The following is a 16171-nucleotide window of genomic DNA, read 5'->3' as shown; positions in this document are numbered from 1 at the left end:
AATGCAAAAATGAAGTATTTTTTCAAATACTTCATTCTATTTTAAGTTTAATTTTATTTACAATTCGTCTTCAGTATTTTTCTTTCTGAATAATTTTACAAAATACTCCCATCCGAAGAACAATATTAAAATCATTGCAGCGATCCACCAGTATGAAGTTTTGTTGGCTTCTCCTGTATTGGTTGCTTTAAACATTCTTTCCCAACGGATTTTAAACGGGGCCTGATAGGTTGAACCACTGTCTGCAAAAGCTCCTTGAAGACTCATCCAGGTAAACATTGGTTTTCCTACAATATTTTCTTCAGGAACGAAGCCAAAGAATCTTGCATCTAATGAAGCATCTCTGTTATCTCCTACCATCATATAATAATCTTGCTGGATGGTGTATTGATTAGCTTCTTTTCCGTTGATGAAAATTTTTCCGTTTTTCTTTTCTAAGCTGTTATGCTCATATTCGGAAATGATCCACTGGAACATTGGAAGTGTTTCGTTATTAATAGCTACCACATCTCCTTTTTTAGGAATTCTTACCGGACCGTACCAATCCTGGTTCCAAGGTTTGTTGATCGGGAAAATAGACTGTGTTGTATCGATCTTTGTTTTAGCTTCATCTCTGTATAATACCGCAGCTTCTCCTTTGGCAGAAACTTCTTCCTTCATATCAATTACCTGCGGAAGTGCCTTGATCTCTTTAGCCGTCTTATCAGTTAATCCCTGGAATCCATATAAATATCCACTATTGGTTTGTACTTCCTGTACAGGTAAAAAGCCGTAGGTATTATATAGTGCAGGAATATCCAATTGGCTTCCTGTCGTTACCATATATCGGTGCTGTACTTCCTGGTCTCCTAAAACAGTTTCCGGTTTTCCGTTTACGAAAAGTCTTCCGGCTCTCATTTCAAAAGTATCCCCTGCGGTAGCCACACATCTTTTTACATAAGGATCTTTTCTGTCGATCGCTGTATGTACAGAATCCTGAGGATAGTTGAAAACAACGACATCATTCTTCTGAGGCTTGTTAAACTGTAAAATTCTTGTGTATGGTAATTTCACGCCGTCAACGTAAGATTTCGGGTCATCTTTCGGATTTCCTTTTTGTCCCGTATCCATAATGGTTCCCTGAAGGAAAGGGATAGCGACCGGACGCATCGGAAGTCTGTATCCATAGCTCCATTTGTTTACAAAAAGGAAGTCTCCTACCAATAAAGTTCTTTCCATGGATCCTGTAGGGATCCCGAATGGCTGGGTTACAAAAACGTGGATAATGGTTGCAAATACTACCGCAAAAGTAATAGATCCCAAAAAGGTATCTTTCTTTTTAACCTCTTTTTCCTCATCTGTAAGGAAAAGATCATTGGCATTTTCATCTTCCACTTCTACATCTTTAGAATAGTTGATGATAGCCATATAGATAAACGGCAAAATTACCGTAAGAATCTGATCTTTAAAAAGAGTTTTTCCAAACTTTTTCACTAAATAAAGGTGGAAAACAGACATCATGATTGGTCCTACAATCGGAAGATAAGACAGGATGGCCCACCACTTCGGATGTTTGGTTTCTTTCAGGATAATGAAATAATTATAGAAAGGTATAAATGCAAATAGGGGGCTATACCCCATTTTCTTAAACAACTTCCATGTTGAAATCCCCATCAATACGGATAAGATAAGGACATACACTGTATAAGTTAAAAAATAATTCATAAATTTTTTGTGCCTATTCTAAATATAAATGATGAGTAATAAATGAGTACAGCTTGTGCTATTTACAATTTACTATTCATCATTCCTGTTATTGGTATGCAATTTAAATAATTTGTTACAAATTAAAGCCCTAAAACGTCTTTCATTTCGAAGTTCCCTTTTTTATCTTTAATCCATTCTGCAGCGACTACAGCTCCTAATGCAAATCCATTTCTGTTGAAAGCGGTATGTTTGATTTCAATCTCATCTACTTCGCTTCTGTAAAACACACTGTGGGTTCCCGGAACTTCATCTTCACGAATAGCAAAAATTCCCAGTTGATTATTCTCTGTTTCCTCCAGTTTCCATGCATCGAATTTCGGATTGTTTTTAAAGATTCCTTCCGCAATAGAAATAGCGGTTCCGCTGGGTGCATCTTTTTTATGAATGTGGTGAATTTCTTCCAGCTGACAGGAATACTCATCAACATTTTTCATCAAAGCGGCTAATTTTTCGTTCAAAGCAAAAAACAAATTCACTCCCAGACTAAAGTTGGAGCCATACAAGAAGGCAGTGTTATTATCTACAGCCAGTTGCTCAATTTCAGCTTTTTTCTCCAGCCAGCCTGTTGTTCCGCAGATTACAGGAATTTTATTTTCAAGACAGGCTTTGATGTTATCATATGCAACTTCCGGCAAAGAGAATTCAATAACAACATCCGGGTTATTAAGATTTTCAGCAGTTGGAGTCTCCTTCAGGCGGGCTACCACTTCATGACCTCTTTTCTGAGCGATCTCATCAATGATCTTACCCATTTTCCCATAACCAACTAATGCTATTTTCATATCTTATATTCTATTTTTTTGACACAGAAACAGTACGTCTGTGCATTTTTATTGTATTAAAATCTATAACTTAAACTGAAACCCGTCTTTGGGGCATCATAACCATACTGATCCTGAATCACTGACGGCTTAAAAGTAAGGTCCGGATCATGACGGCTTTCATACAGGTGGGCATCAACTACAGCATCTACAATGTTCAGGATGTAGATCAATCCTGTAATGGCAATGGCATAATCTCTTTGTCGTTTTGCTCTGTCCTGTACATTACCTAAAGCTTTTTTATCCAACCAAGGACGGCTGTCAACAAATTCATTAGGGGTACCGTTAAGTTTGGCTATATAATATTCACGATATTTTTTGTATTGATTATCATTCCAGATAGCAATACCAACTCCTGCTCCTACAGCTCCCCAAACGATGGGAATTTTCCAGTATTTTTTGTTATAGAACTGCCCTAATCCCGGAAAAACAGCTGAATACAGCCCTGCTCTCGTAGGATTTAGTTTTATGGTCTTTTTTGTGGGTCCATTGGCTTTTTCGAGATCAGCGATAATTTTGGCTTCGGTTTTCCCCGGCTTTACCTTGGCAGTTTCTTCCTGTGGAAGCGCCTGTACCCGGACAGTATCGATAGGACCGACTTGTGAATAAGCCAGCGAAGTAATACATAGGAAAAATGTGAAAAATATATTCTTCATTATTTAATATGGGATAAAATATACTCTAATTCTTCTTCATTTTTGAAGTCGAGGACAATTTTACCTTTTTTACCATTTCCAGAAGCTTTGATCTCTACTTTCACATCTAAGATGTCAGCGATCGTCTTCTGGGCTCTTTTGTAATTATTGGAAAGCTCGGCACTTACTTTTTTAGCTGCCGGAGACTTAGGATTCTTCAATGCAGCAGCAGCCTGCTCTGCTTGACGAACGTTTAATTTTTCTTTAATAATCAGATCAAATAAAACCTGCTGATCTTCTTCTCTTTCGAGACTGATGATAGCTCTACCGTGTCCTGCAGAAATCTCACCACTTCTGATAGCATTCTGAATATCGGGATTCAACCTCAACAACCTGATTGAGTTGGTAATGGTACTTCTGTCTTTTCCTATTCTCTGGCTCAGGTTTTCCTGAGTAAGTCCGATTTCCTCTAAAAGCCTATGATAGGTCAAAGCGATTTCGATCGCATCAAGATCTTCTCTCTGAATATTTTCCACAAGAGCCATCTCAAGAAGCTCCTGATCATTCACTAAACGGATATAGGCAGGAACAGTCGTTAAACCGGCAATTTTACTGGCTCTGTAACGTCTTTCCCCGGATATGATCTCAAACTTTTCACCATCTTTTCTTAAGGTAATCGGCTGGATTACGCCTAAGTTTTTAATCGATTGGGCGAGTTCGTTTAATGCTTTTTCATCAAAATAAGTTCTCGGCTGCGTCGGGTTCGGATAGATGTCTTCAAGTGCTACTTCAACAATATTTCCTACAAACTTATCTGCTCCTTCATCAGTAGCGGAGTTGACAGTTGCTTTGGATTCTGCACTTAAAATGGCGCCCAAGCCGCGTCCCATAGCTCTTTTTTTGTCCTTCATAGATATAATTGATAAATGATGTTTGATAAGTGATGGCTAACATTCACTTAGTGGCCATTTATTATTAATTTAATTCTTTACTAAATTTTCGTTCTTCAAAAGAACTTCTTCTGCTAACTGAATGTACTGAACAGCTCCTTTACTTTCAGCATCATAATTCAAGATACTTTCTCCAAAACTTGGAGCTTCACTCAATCTTACATTTCTGCTGATAATGGTTTCGAAAACCATTTCTGGAAAGTGTAAGTTCACTTCTTCCACTACCTGATTGGATAGTCTTAACCTGCTGTCATACATTGTTAGAAGGAGGCCTTCAATTCCAAGATCTTTATTGTGAATCTTCTGAACATTCTTAACGGTATTCAAAAGTTTCCCAAGTCCTTCTAACGCAAAGTATTCACATTGGATCGGAATAATCACAGAATCAGCTGCTGTAAGTGCATTTACTGTGATAAGTCCTAAACTCGGTGCACAATCGATAATGATATAGTCGTAATCATCCCTTACGGTGGCTAATGCTTTTTTCAGCATATATTCACGGTCTTCCTTGTCTACCAATTCAATTTCCGCAGCTACCAGATCGATATGTGACGGTATAATATCCAGGTTTGGAGTTGCAGTTCTCTTGATACAAACTCTTGTATCTGCACTATGCTCCAGTAGATTATATGTAGAATACTGAACATCCTCAACGCCCAGACCTGATGTAGCATTCGCCTGCGGGTCTGCATCGATAATTAATATTCTTTTTTCCAATACTCCTAATGCTGCTGCCAGGTTTACGGCTGTGGTAGTTTTACCGACACCTCCCTTTTGATTAGCAATACCTATGATTTTTGCCATTATTAGAACTTTAAGTTTCAAAAATACACTTTTTTCTTTGCTCTTGGTGAGTGACGAAAATCAAAATTGAGTTAAAATACTGTTAATAAGAGCCTTAACCGTTAAAAAAATTATCCACAAAAAAAAATCTTTGTGGATAACTATTTAAATTTTGTTTTTCTGTATTAATTTTCAAACTTCATTGAGATCGGAAATTTGAAATAACTTCTTACGAACTCTCCCTTTTTATTTTTGGCAGGAACCCATTTTCCTTTCACGGATTTGATCGTTCTGATCGCTTCGTTATTGAAATCAGCGTTGGTTCCGCTGGCTTTTATTCCTGAAATTGAGCCATCCATTTCTACAATAAAAGTCACTATAGTTTTCATAACTCCATCTGATTCAAATCCTGAACTGTCAAAACTGTTCATTACTTTATTTCTGAATGAGTCTATTCCTCCTGCATAATTAGCTTCTATCCCAAGATCCCCTGCTTCTACTATTTTATTTTTATCTACAGCCTCAGGAATTGTTGGTGGTGCGGTATTGATTACCTGACCAGTTCCTACAGGTGCTGTTGTCGGAACATATGTATTGGGGGCTACCACATCTCCTTTTAAATTATTAGCAAGACCTGCCACAGCGTCATCAGGTACTGGATCCTTTTTCGTCTGATCATCGGGTGCTGTTTTTGATGGAGTTGGCACTGTACTGTCAAACGTTTTTGTATTAGGAGCTGTTGCTGGTTTTACAGGTACAATAGTTACAGGAGGAGCTGGTTCATCAGGTGTAACTGGAGTAAAATCTATAACAACTCCACCTAGTCCCTCATGTGGTACATCTGTTGTAAATGCTGACATAGCAAACGGTGTAATGGATACTGCAGCCATTAAACTTACTCCCACAAAAAGTGCTTTGGTTAATATTCTGTCTGATTCGTTTCTTAATGCATAGGCACCATATTCTTTGTTGCGGTGCTCAAAAAGAACTTCGTTGAAGCGAAATTCCTGGTTTTGATTCTGTTGTTTCATCACTACTTCTTTTTTTAAACGGTTAAAATGTGATTATTAGTTTGATTAGTTCTTATCGATAAGCAATGTATCAATATCAAAATAGCTGCCACAATTTTATCAAAACAACATAATATTATAATATTTTATGACAAAGTTTAAATTTAACATTTCAACATAACAAAAAACTCTACAAAAAACATAGACTAATCTGCATACATACAGGTATTTAAGGATAAAAATGTCTTATACATAGCCAGAAAAAAAATAGACATCACATAAGCAAAAGCAGAAGTATTAAGGGGATCAGCAACCCTATGGAATTTATAATGATGAAGATAATGGATAAGATTTTTGTTCTACGATAGTTTTTAACCGCAAAATAAATCGCAGCACTACTCAAGACTAAAGTAGATACAATAAATAAAACAAGGAGAAAATTAGAAATCATCGATAATGGCATTGCATTATAAATGATCATTACAAGACAATAGACGAGACTGAGAATCGAGCTTATTACGATCTTGTTCACAGGTCCGGTTGCTTTACTATTATTTTCCATGTAAAAATAAAGATAAGTGATTCTATTGACATAAAAAAAGAGACCATCCGATAAGACAGTCTCTTTTTAGTTTATTTTTAAGGTAAATGAATTAGAACAATTCTTTTCTGATGATATTCTGACTTCTTTCAGGTCCTACAGAAACCAGATATACATTGATTCCTAAATACTCTTCAATAAACTCGATATACTTCTGAGCATTATCAGGAAGTTCATCATAGCTTCTCGCTTTGGTAATATCTTCTTCCCAACCCGGTAAATCGTGATAGATAGGTTCGTAGTTGTATAATTTCTCCGTTGAAGATGTGAAATAATCAATAATTTTTCCGTCTTCTGTTTTATAATGAGTAACGATCTTAAGGTTTTCAATTCCTGTAAGAACATCCAGTTTCGTAATCACAAGATTGTTGATCCCGTTGATCATACAAGCATGTTTTAAAGAAACAAGGTCTAGCCAACCTGTTCTTCTCGGCCTACCCGTTGTAGCTCCGAACTCACCACCGATCTGTCTGATTTTTTCTCCCAGCTCATTATCCAATTCGGATGGGAAAGGTCCGTTACCTACTCTTGTACAGTATGCTTTTGCCACCCCGATAAGGTTTTGAAGTGAAGTTGGTGGTACACCCGCTCCTGAGCACACTCCTCCTGTAGACGGAGAAGATGAAGTCACATACGGATAAGTACCGAAGTCGATATCCAGCATTAGTGCCTGAGCACCTTCGAATAAGACATTTTTACCTTCCTGTATCGCTTCGTTTAGTTCAAGTTCTGTATCAACGATTCTGTCCTGAAGTTGTTTTCCGATTTCTAAAAATTCGTTATAGATTTCTTCAACATCCAAAACAGGTTTTCCGTAATATTTTTCAAAAAGAGAGTTTTTAACTTTTAAGTTTTTCTCAATTTTATCTCTTAAAATCTCAGGATTAAGAAGGTCTACCATTCTGATTCCTACTCTTGCTATTTTATCTTCGTAGCAAGGTCCGATTCCTTTTTTGGTAGTTCCGATCTGAGTTCCGCCGTGCTCTTCTTCACGGTAAGTATCCAAAAGGATGTGGTAAGGCATGATGACATGCGCTCTTCTGCTGATAAAAATGTGATCTGTTCTCAAGCCTTTGCTTTCGATCTGATTCACTTCTTTAATGAAAGATTTAGGGTTTACCACTACTCCGTTTGCAATGATACATTTCCCTTTGCATTGAAGAACTCCTGAAGGAAGAAGGTGTAAAACGAATTTTTCATCTCCCACATAAACCGTGTGACCTGCGTTGTCTCCTCCCTGGAAACGCACTACATAGTCCGATTTTGCCGATAAAACATCCGTGATTTTACCTTTGCCTTCATCTCCGTACTGAAGACCTACAACTACATAAGTTGACATATTTTACTTTTGTTTTAAGATTCGTGCAAAATTACTTTTAAAAAAAATGACGACCAAATTATAGAGGAATTTATTTTGATTTGGTATGAAAATCATGAGATTGGGAAAGTATTATTAATATTAATTATACATTCTATTTTCTATAAATCCACTATATTTACTTTAAAATTTAAGCTAAAAGTGATGAAATTCAAAATACTAATCTTATTTCTGATAGTACCGATATTTTGCATACAAGCGCAAAGCAGGGCTACGACGGCAAAGGATTATTTAAGCATGCCGGGACCTATTGCTTTGGGGCAAAAAGAATAATTCATCAAAAACTAATAGAAACCGTTGGAAATTACAAAATCCCTGACATTGAGATACAATAATATAATACCCGAACTGTTATGACTTCATCTCCAACATCAGCGTATCTGCCTTCTAATATGAATAATGAATCGAGACTTTTCTTTACTCTCTTTTCACCGGAAACCGTAAAAGCAACCCTGCTAATTGTTCATGGCATGCAGGAACATAGCGGAAGATATTCAGAAATAGCAGAATATTTTGCCAATCATGGAATAGCTGTAGTAACCTATGATCATCTGGGACATGGAAGATCTGTGAGAAGAAAAAAGGAAATTGGCTTTTTTCAGCTCAGTAAGCCGGACAAAAGACTGGTTGCCGATGCCGAAATGATGGCTGACTATCTTGCAGGAAAATACCCTGATGTTCCCCACTTTATTCTCGGCCATTCCATGGGATCCTTTATTACCCGTTGTCTGCTTCAGACAGCGTCTAAAAAATTTACGGGAGCCATCATTACCGGAACCGGTGGACCGCTGCGCGGCATCAGTTTATTACAAGGGTATTTATCATTAGCTAATTTTATTGCTCCTCACCATCGTACTTTCCTGAATTCTGTTTTTACTAAAGTGAATAATAAACGGTTTAAAAAGGATAAAGACTTCGGAGAAACGAGCTGGCTAAGTATCAATACCCGAAACAGAAGAGCTTTTGAGCAGGATGACCTTTGCGGAATTCCTTTTACTAATAATGCTTTTTATACTTTGTTTACCATTTATAAAAGGGCTACGGCAAGAAACTGGGCTTCTTCCGTTCCGCCATCTTTTCCTTTTTTATTTGTGAGCGGAGAGAATGACCCGATCGGTGATTTCAGTGAAGGAGTAACGCAGACTGTAGACCATTTAAAGTCTGACGGTTTTCAAAATGTAGACGTAAAGATCTATCCGGATATGCGTCATGAGATTTTGAATGAAGAAATACGGGAAGAAGTGTTAAAGGAAATCTACAATTGGATTCTAAAATATTAAAATCCAGCAAATTATGTAAATCCCAAAGATTTTATCAAGTTAAAAATAATGAGAATACATATTTTCGGAGCTTCCGGTTCCGGTGTTACCACTTTGGGAAAAGCACTGTCTGAGAAACTCCATATTGAATACTTTGACAGTGATGATTTTTTCTGGCTTAAAACCCAACATCCATTTACGCAAAGACAACATCCTCAAGTAAGGAATACCATGGTATCGGAGAAGCTTCACACCACCGACAACTGGATTTTTGGGGGTTCAATCATTCATTGGGGTGAGAATGTATTTCCACCATTTGATCTGATCATATTTCTCTATCTGCCATCTGAACTCAGAATGGAAAGACTGAGAAAAAGAGAATTAGAAAGATACGGCGATGCCATCATCACGCATCCTGAAAAATCTAAAAAGTTCCAAGAGTTTATGGATTGGGCTAAAGATTATGATCATAATACCGGTATTGCCAACAGAACTTTAAAAGCTCATCTTGAATGGCTGTCTGATATAGATACACCTTTAATTGAATTGTCCGGTGATTATGAGTTGACTCAAAAGATGGAGATTATATTGAATCAGGTAAAACAGGGAAACCTGCAGGTGAAATAGAGACTTCTTCGCTATACTCGCAATAACTGAGGCTTGCCTTGTCTTGATACCACAATAAGAAAAGAAAAAGTTTTTCAAGGGATAAAAATAAACCTGGAAATAAATTTCCAGGTTTATTTTTTGATAAAGTTCCGGCTAAAGCCAATGGGATTTATTGTATTGACAGGAGGGCTAAAGCCCACCCCTGAATTTAAAAAAAAGATCAGCCAAGGATCAATTGCTGATCCACCTTAATCTCCTCCAAAAAGACTTCATCATGGGAGATCACTAATAACGTACCGTGATAATCTTTAATGGAATTTGTAAGAATCTCAATGTTTTGGAGGTCTAAATTATTAGTAGGTTCATCCAGAACAATCATATCGGGAGTCCTGTTGCTTACTGATAATGCACACAAGAGTACCCTGAGCCGCTCTCCTCCGCTCAGTACCCCGCACTTCTTGTCCCAGGTCTCTTTTCCGAACAGAAATCTCGACAACATTGTTTTGACTTCTGATTCCTGCAAACCATTATCGTTGAAGGTCTGAACAAAATCATAAACTGTTACATCATAAGGAATCAGGGAATATTCCTGATCGATATAGATGCTATTGAATTCAGCCCTTTTTATTATTCCTGACGAAGGGGTAAGATTTCCCAGTAATAATTTTATTAATGTAGTTTTTCCTGATCCGTTCAAGCCTTTAACAGAGATTCTGTCTCCGCTGCGAACTTCAGTACTTATATTTTCCTTCCAAAGCTTTTTATCCTGATATATAAAATTAATGTCCTCCGCTGCAATGAGGATTTTACCGGAATGTAAACCTGAATCATTAAAATTAACTTTCATCTGATCAGAATTTTTTAAAGAAGAACGCAGATCCCTTAAGTCTCCGGATATCCCACTGATTTTCTCAGCATGCACACTTTTGAGTTTTGAGGTATTTTTCTCTGCGTTATTCCGCATAGTATTCATCATTATTCTAGCCACTCCCGATTTTTCCTGCTTTTGTTTTCCTTTGGCATCAAGCTTTTGTTTACGTTCCAAAGTTTCCCGTTCTTTCTCCTTTGCTTTTTTTAAAGCGCGTTCTTTGGCATGGATATCATTGTGTAAAGCTTCTTCTTCTATCTCTTTTTGTTCTGCATAAAAATCGTAATTGCCTCCATAGGTATCAATTCCCTGATTGGTCAACTCATAAATTGTATCCACCAGATTTAATAATGCCCTGTCATGGCTCACAATAACAACCGTTGCCTTCATTTTATCGATAAGGTCATATAACAGCTTTCTTCCTTCGTGATCCAGATGATTGGTAGGTTCATCCAATATGACAATATCAGGCTGGTTGATTTGAATTCCGGCAAGGAATACTTTGGTCTTTTGCCCGCCACTTAACTCATCAAGTCTTTGGGTGAGCTCAAAATCTTCCAGGCCCCAATATTGTAAAGCCGCCTGAGAGCGTTCTTCAATATCCCAGTCGTCATTTAAAGTTTCAAAATAGTGTTCCTCAACATCCCCATTTGTTATTTTCTGAAGAGCCTCCAGTTTTTTGTCTATTTTCAGACATTCTGCAATGGTAAGATGGTTAAAATTCCCAAACATCTGGGGCACATAGAACACTTCGCCCTGAATACTGATACTTCCTTCCAAGGGTTGTAAGGTATGTGCGATAATTTTCAGCAACGTGGATTTTCCCATACCATTACTTCCAACGAGTGCTGATTTGGTTTGAGATTGTATGGATAAGTTTATATGATTAAAAAGCAGATCTCCTCCCGGAAACCCAAAGGATATATTTTGTAGTAAAATCATGATTTCTTTCTTAATTATGGTTAAACACCAGCAACTCACCGGTTACTGTCCTATTGAATCTGAAAGAAATTATATCCTACATGTCTGTATTTATGGGTTTTGAAAGAACAAATATAGTATAAATCCCGGATTAAACACAAAAAGATTTTAATCAAAAATCAAAAATCCGTAACTTTGCCTCCTACTAAAAATTTTATGGAAAGCATTAAAGTTCACGACAAAACTTTCGTTCCCTATTTAAAGGATGCCGAAATTCAGGAAATTGTAAAAGAGACAGCGTTAAGAATTTATGAAGATTACAAGGATGAAGTTCCTGTTTTCATTGGAGTATTGAATGGGGTTATTATGTTCTTCTCAGATCTTTTAAAATATTACCCGGGTGAATGCGAGATTGCTTTCATTCAAATGAGTTCTTATGTAGGAACAGAATCTACGGGAATCGTTTATCAGAAAATGGAGCTGACTAAAGAAGTAAAAGACCGTCACATCATTCTTGTAGAAGATATTGTAGATACAGGAAATACTGTAGAAAGTCTTTTTAAATATTTCCAGGAAACTCAGCGTCCTAAATCTGTAAAACTGGCCAGTTTCTTATTGAAACCGGAGATTTACAAAAAAGACTTCAAACTGGATTATATCGGAAAGGAAATCCCCAACAAATTTGTTCTTGGCTATGGACTGGATTATGATGAATTGGGAAGAAATTTACCTAACCTATATCAATTAGAGGAAGGACAAATCAATCATTAATTGCTATAAGCTTCTAGCTTTTGGCTATTAGCTTTTAAATCAATATCTAAAGAAAGTAAAATATTAACTTAAAAAAGCTGAAAGCAAAAGAGCAAGCCGTCAAAACAAGAAGCCCAATGCCCATTGCCGTAAGCGAATCAACATTATGATAAACATTGTTCTGTTCGGCCCTCCAGGAAGTGGAAAAGGAACACAAGCTCAGAATCTAATCGAAAAATTCAACTTAAAACAGGTTTCAACAGGTGATCTTTTCAGATACAACATGAAAAATGACACTGAACTTGGTAAACTGGCTAAGTCTTACATCGATAAGGGAGAATTGGTTCCGGATCAGGTAACAACAGATATGCTGATTGATGAGATCAGAAAACCAACGGATACCAACGGTTTTATCTTCGACGGATACCCGAGAACTACTGCTCAGACAGAAGCGCTGGAAAAAATCGTAAAAGAAGAATTGAATGATGAGATTGATATCTGTCTTTCATTGATAGTAGAAGATAAAATTTTGGTTGAAAGACTTCTGAAAAGAGGTGAAACCAGCGGGAGATCTGACGACAGCAATGTAGAGATCATCGAAAACAGAATTAAAGAATATTACACTAAAACAGCAGAGGTAGCCGAACTTTATAAGCAGCAGGGAAAATATGTAGAGGTAAACGGTGTTGGAGAAATTGATGAGATTTCCCAAAAACTTTTCGCTGAGATAGAGAAAATTAAATAAGGATTTAGGATTTAGGGATTAGGATTTAGCATAGTTAAATATCTATTCCCTAACCCCTAAGGCCTAAAGCCTAAAAAAATATGTCAAACTTTGTAGATTACGTAAAGATTCATTGTAAAAGCGGACACGGAGGAGCAGGTTCTGCACACCTTCGCCGTGAAAAATATATTCCCAAGGGAGGTCCTGACGGTGGTGACGGAGGTCGTGGAGGCCACGTTATCATGAGGGGAAATGCCCAGGAATGGACTTTACTTCCGCTTCGTTATACCCGCCACATCAAAGCAGAGCGTGGTGAAAACGGAGCCAAAAACCAGCTTACCGGAGCTGACGGTTCTGATATTTACATCGATGTTCCTATCGGAACTATTGCTAAAAATGAAGAAGGAGAAATTATCGGCGAGATCCTTGAAGACAAGCAGGAAATCATTTTGATGGAAGGAGGAAAAGGAGGAAGAGGAAACGAATTCTTCAAATCTTCTACCAATCAGACGCCAAGATATGCCCAACCCGGAATGGATGGTCAAGAAGGCTATGTTGTTTTCGAACTTAAAATTTTGGCAGATGTAGGATTGGTTGGCTTTCCAAATGCAGGAAAATCTACACTTTTAGCTTCTGTTTCGGCAGCGAAGCCTAAAATTGCCAATTATGCCTTTACCACGCTGACTCCCAACTTAGGAATTGTAGATTACAGAAATTACAAATCATTTGTGATGGCTGATATTCCGGGGATTATTGAAGGTGCAGCAGAAGGAAAAGGACTGGGACACAGATTCCTGAGGCATATTGAAAGAAACTCCATTCTTTTATTTTTAATTCCGGCAGATTCGGAAGATCATTATCAGGAGTTTAAAATTCTTGAAAATGAATTGAAGGAATATAACCCGGAACTTTTAGACAAAGATTTCATTATTTCTGTTTCCAAGTCTGACCTTTTAGACAGTGAGCTGAAAAAAGAGATCGCAGCTGAATTTCCTGAGAATAAACAGCCTTTATTCTTTTCAGGGGTTACCGGAGAAGGTCTTACAGAACTAAAAGATGCCATCTGGAAACAGTTGCATGGATAAGAAAAAATTCTGATCTATAATATGATACAACCCCGGGAATATTTCCGGGGTTTCTTTTTTAAATAGGGTTTGCCGGCTCTCTTTGGAATAATTATTGAGAGACCTTTTCAAATTCAAAAACTATGAAATATTTATTAGGTCTATGTGCATTTATATTTTTATTGTCCTGTACTTCACAGAAAAATATTAATCAATATTCTAAAATTGAATACCAGGCTAGCCCGTGTTTTGGGTTCTGCCCTGTTTTTAAGATGACGATCAATCCGGACCGAACAGCTGTTTTCGAAGCCGAGCATTTTAACTTCACGGATAAACCTTCAAAGGATGAGTTCTCGAAACCACGAGAAGGAACTTTTAAAGGAACGATTAAAGAAGCTGATTATCAGAAACTCACAAGCCTTTTGAATGGCCTGGATATCAAAAACTTAAAGGATAACTATGGTGAAAAGAATATCACAGACTTACCTACCTCCTATTTAAGAATTAAATTTACCGACGGAACTTCAAAAAATGTAGAAGATTATGGAAAAAGAGGAAGTGAAAAACTTTCAGAAGTTTATCATTTTTTTGAAGACCTTAGAAAAAATCAACAGTGGACCAAGGTAGAATAAGTGTAATCCAAATTAAAACTCTGTTATTCATAAAAAATGGCTGCGCTAATTCAGGCAGCCATTCTCTTTACAATTAAAATAATATATATCATGCTTCTCAGAACATCATCAGAAAGATATTGTGCATTTGAAACATTGTAATTAATTTGTATTATTTTACCTTTTTCTCTAAGGCTTCTATCCTCTTTTCCTGTTCAAGGGTGTAGAGTGTTAATTCTTCAATTTTCTTTAGCAGGAGGATATTCATTTCCTTTAATTCAATGCCATTTTTAATGGCTTCTTCTGTGGTAGGAACTTCAGGTAAATGTCCGTTTTTATCAATAAATTCCTCAAGGTCATTCAACGACATTAGTTGATAGTCTTTTTCAAAAACATAATCAGCCCAGCCGTTACCTGAAGCAATATCTACTTTCACTTTTTCTGTTCTGATTCCATCTTTTACGAATAATTTATATTTTTGTCCGTCAGCAGCAACACCATCCGCTGGCAATTGAGTGGTAAACTGCCCGATACCGATAGTTCCGTTGTTCCCTACAATCCAGTTTCCGATGTTCAATTCATTAGAAGGGCTTGTGCCTACAGCAGCAATATTATTTCCTATATAAATATTTCCGGTAGCATTATTGATCAAAGGAGCATTATTTGTTCCTATTATAACATTATAGTTTGCATTTACCGTTCTCAGGAATGAATTATGTCCCATTACAGTATTAAAGGAACCATTATTAAGGTCCATTAAAGCACTGTTTCCTATGGCAGTGTTTCCCACCAACGGAACTGAATTGGTGCTTCCCCAGGTACGCATTGCTGAAAATCCAACTGCTGTATTATATTCTCCGGCAATCATACCGCCCAATGTATTGTGTCCTACAGCTACATTGTTGTTACCGGTAACTGAATTTTGCATTGAATTAATTCCCAAAGCAGTATTCAAAGATCCTGTAGTACTCCTTGTCATGGTATTAAAACCTACGGCTGTATTGGCATTTCCTGTTGTATTGGAGCTCATGGATCCCAGTCCTACTGCTACGTTAGCATAATTAATTCCTCCGGCATTGTTTGAGGGTACCTCATTTCCTCCTCCGATGTATAGATTATTGCTCCAGGTTTGTGAATGCGTATCAAAAAAAACCAGCCTTCCGTTAGGCGAAAGTTTCATTTTTTCAGCTCCGTTTATTTTAAAAACCAATGGTTGATTGTCTGTAGTTCCGATAAAGTTGGTTGCAGAGTTTGTTCCGGCATTTCCGGTGGTGCTCCATGATTGAGCATGTACCTGCAGACCCGCAATGGCAGCAAGCAAAATAGCGATTTTTTTCATAGTTATTTACTAGTTTTACTCCAAATATACGCATAACCAAGATAGCTTACCAGTACGTGACATTAAAAAATCATAAAGTTCCAGGATTCCAATTTGTTCATT

Annotated in this window: 15 protein-coding genes; 6 read left to right on the top strand and 9 right to left on the bottom strand. The window is 37.2% G+C overall.

The genetic code is table 11. The features are described 5' to 3' along the window. Window positions 1-57: 57 nt before the first annotated feature. The 7 genes from lepB to M030_RS0118895 all read right to left on the bottom strand — a co-directional run bounded on the left by lepB (window position 58) and on the right by M030_RS0118895 (window position 7885). Window positions 58-1704 carry a signal peptidase I gene (gene lepB / locus M030_RS0118925; protein WP_027374930.1) on the bottom strand — a complete coding sequence of 549 codons (1647 nt, stop codon included), beginning with the start codon at window positions 1702-1704 and terminating at the stop codon, window positions 58-60. 122 nt (window positions 1705-1826) lie between these two features. Next, entirely contained in the window at window positions 1827-2528 is a 702-nt protein-coding gene (gene dapB, locus M030_RS0118920) for a 4-hydroxy-tetrahydrodipicolinate reductase (protein WP_027374929.1), read from the bottom strand. 56 nt (window positions 2529-2584) lie between these two features. Further along, entirely contained in the window at window positions 2585-3223 is a 639-nt protein-coding gene (locus M030_RS0118915) for a DUF5683 domain-containing protein (protein WP_027374928.1), read from the bottom strand. Then, entirely contained in the window at window positions 3223-4113 is an 891-nt protein-coding gene (locus M030_RS0118910) for a ParB/RepB/Spo0J family partition protein (RefSeq protein WP_027374927.1), read from the bottom strand. Before M030_RS0118910 ends, M030_RS0118915 begins: the two co-directional genes overlap by 1 nt. A 69-nt stretch (window positions 4114-4182) precedes the next feature. Next, a complete protein-coding gene (locus M030_RS0118905; protein WP_027374926.1) occupies window positions 4183-4956 on the bottom strand; it encodes a ParA family protein in 774 nt (257 codons plus the stop codon). 164 nt (window positions 4957-5120) lie between these two features. Further along, window positions 5121-5966 carry a hypothetical protein gene (locus tag M030_RS0118900; protein ID WP_027374925.1) on the bottom strand — a complete coding sequence of 282 codons (846 nt, stop codon included), beginning with the start codon at window positions 5964-5966 and terminating at the stop codon, window positions 5121-5123. Window positions 5967-6598: 632 nt separating this feature from the next. Then, entirely contained in the window at window positions 6599-7885 is a 1287-nt protein-coding gene (locus M030_RS0118895) for an adenylosuccinate synthase (protein ID WP_027374924.1), read from the bottom strand. A gap of 392 nt (window positions 7886-8277) precedes the next feature. Here M030_RS0118895 and M030_RS0118885 point away from each other — a divergent pair, with 392 nt between their 5' ends. Then, window positions 8278-9204, top strand: a complete 927-nt coding sequence (locus M030_RS0118885) for an alpha/beta fold hydrolase (RefSeq protein ID WP_034722866.1) — start codon at window positions 8278-8280, stop codon at window positions 9202-9204. Between the two features lie 48 nt (window positions 9205-9252). Further along, window positions 9253-9810 (top strand): AAA family ATPase, encoded by a 558-nt coding sequence (locus M030_RS0118880; protein ID WP_027374921.1) that lies wholly within the window; start codon window positions 9253-9255, stop codon window positions 9808-9810. Window positions 9811-10012: 202 nt separating this feature from the next. On the opposite strand, the gene M030_RS0118875 is transcribed toward M030_RS0118880, so the two are convergent. Further along, complete coding sequence (locus M030_RS0118875) at window positions 10013-11602, bottom strand: ABC-F family ATP-binding cassette domain-containing protein (RefSeq protein WP_027374920.1); 1590 nt, start codon at window positions 11600-11602, stop codon at window positions 10013-10015. Window positions 11603-11797: 195 nt separating this feature from the next. On the opposite strand from M030_RS0118875, the gene M030_RS0118870 reads away from it, so the two are divergent. The 4 genes from M030_RS0118870 to M030_RS0118855 all read left to right on the top strand — a co-directional run bounded on the left by M030_RS0118870 (window position 11798) and on the right by M030_RS0118855 (window position 14751). Then, a complete protein-coding gene (locus tag M030_RS0118870) occupies window positions 11798-12352 on the top strand; it encodes a phosphoribosyltransferase (protein WP_027374919.1) in 555 nt (184 codons plus the stop codon). A 145-nt stretch (window positions 12353-12497) separates the two neighbouring features. Next, the gene (locus M030_RS0118865) at window positions 12498-13076 is read left to right on the top strand and encodes an adenylate kinase (protein ID WP_027374918.1); all 579 of its coding nucleotides are present in this window, start codon (window positions 12498-12500) and stop codon (window positions 13074-13076) included. An 80-nt stretch (window positions 13077-13156) separates the two neighbouring features. Beyond that, window positions 13157-14140, top strand: a complete 984-nt coding sequence (gene obgE, locus M030_RS0118860; protein WP_027374917.1) for a GTPase ObgE — start codon at window positions 13157-13159, stop codon at window positions 14138-14140. 122 nt (window positions 14141-14262) lie between these two features. Further along, window positions 14263-14751 carry a DUF6438 domain-containing protein gene (locus M030_RS0118855; protein WP_027374916.1) on the top strand — a complete coding sequence of 163 codons (489 nt, stop codon included), beginning with the start codon at window positions 14263-14265 and terminating at the stop codon, window positions 14749-14751. 151 nt (window positions 14752-14902) lie between these two features. Here the strand turns inward: M030_RS0118855 and M030_RS0118850 are convergent, their stop codons facing one another. Beyond that, on the bottom strand, window positions 14903-16069 hold the full coding sequence (locus M030_RS0118850) for a hypothetical protein (protein ID WP_027374915.1): 1167 nt from the start codon (window positions 16067-16069) through the stop codon (window positions 14903-14905). Window positions 16070-16171: the final 102 nt, after the last annotated feature.

This window comes from Chryseobacterium sp. UNC8MFCol (genome assembly GCF_000482305.1).
GTDB lineage: Bacteria > Bacteroidota > Bacteroidia > Flavobacteriales > Weeksellaceae > Chryseobacterium > Chryseobacterium indologenes.
This window is presented reverse-complemented; position numbering and strand designations above follow the sequence as displayed.

Excerpts from the sequence above, each read along its gene's own strand:
- lepB (WP_027374930.1), bottom strand. The coding sequence starts at position 1,704 with ATGAATTATTTTTTAACTTATACAGTGTATGTCCTTATCTTATCCGTA.
- dapB (WP_027374929.1), bottom strand. The coding sequence starts at position 2,528 with ATGAAAATAGCATTAGTTGGTTATGGGAAAATGGGTAAGATCATTGAT.
- M030_RS0118915 (WP_027374928.1), bottom strand. The coding sequence starts at position 3,223 with ATGAAGAATATATTTTTCACATTTTTCCTATGTATTACTTCGCTGGCT.
- M030_RS0118910 (WP_027374927.1), bottom strand. The coding sequence starts at position 4,113 with ATGAAGGACAAAAAAAGAGCTATGGGACGCGGCTTGGGCGCCATTTTA.
- M030_RS0118905 (WP_027374926.1), bottom strand. The coding sequence starts at position 4,956 with ATGGCAAAAATCATAGGTATTGCTAATCAAAAGGGAGGTGTCGGTAAA.
- M030_RS0118900 (WP_027374925.1), bottom strand. The coding sequence starts at position 5,966 with ATGAAACAACAGAATCAAAACCAGGAATTTCGCTTCAACGAAGTTCTT.
- M030_RS0118895 (WP_027374924.1), bottom strand. The coding sequence starts at position 7,885 with ATGTCAACTTATGTAGTTGTAGGTCTTCAGTACGGAGATGAAGGCAAA.
- M030_RS0118885 (WP_034722866.1), top strand. The coding sequence starts at position 8,278 with ATGACTTCATCTCCAACATCAGCGTATCTGCCTTCTAATATGAATAAT.
- M030_RS0118880 (WP_027374921.1), top strand. The coding sequence starts at position 9,253 with ATGAGAATACATATTTTCGGAGCTTCCGGTTCCGGTGTTACCACTTTG.
- M030_RS0118875 (WP_027374920.1), bottom strand. The coding sequence starts at position 11,602 with ATGATTTTACTACAAAATATATCCTTTGGGTTTCCGGGAGGAGATCTG.
- M030_RS0118870 (WP_027374919.1), top strand. The coding sequence starts at position 11,798 with ATGGAAAGCATTAAAGTTCACGACAAAACTTTCGTTCCCTATTTAAAG.
- M030_RS0118865 (WP_027374918.1), top strand. The coding sequence starts at position 12,498 with ATGATAAACATTGTTCTGTTCGGCCCTCCAGGAAGTGGAAAAGGAACA.
- obgE (WP_027374917.1), top strand. The coding sequence starts at position 13,157 with ATGTCAAACTTTGTAGATTACGTAAAGATTCATTGTAAAAGCGGACAC.
- M030_RS0118855 (WP_027374916.1), top strand. The coding sequence starts at position 14,263 with ATGAAATATTTATTAGGTCTATGTGCATTTATATTTTTATTGTCCTGT.
- M030_RS0118850 (WP_027374915.1), bottom strand. The coding sequence starts at position 16,069 with ATGAAAAAAATCGCTATTTTGCTTGCTGCCATTGCGGGTCTGCAGGTA.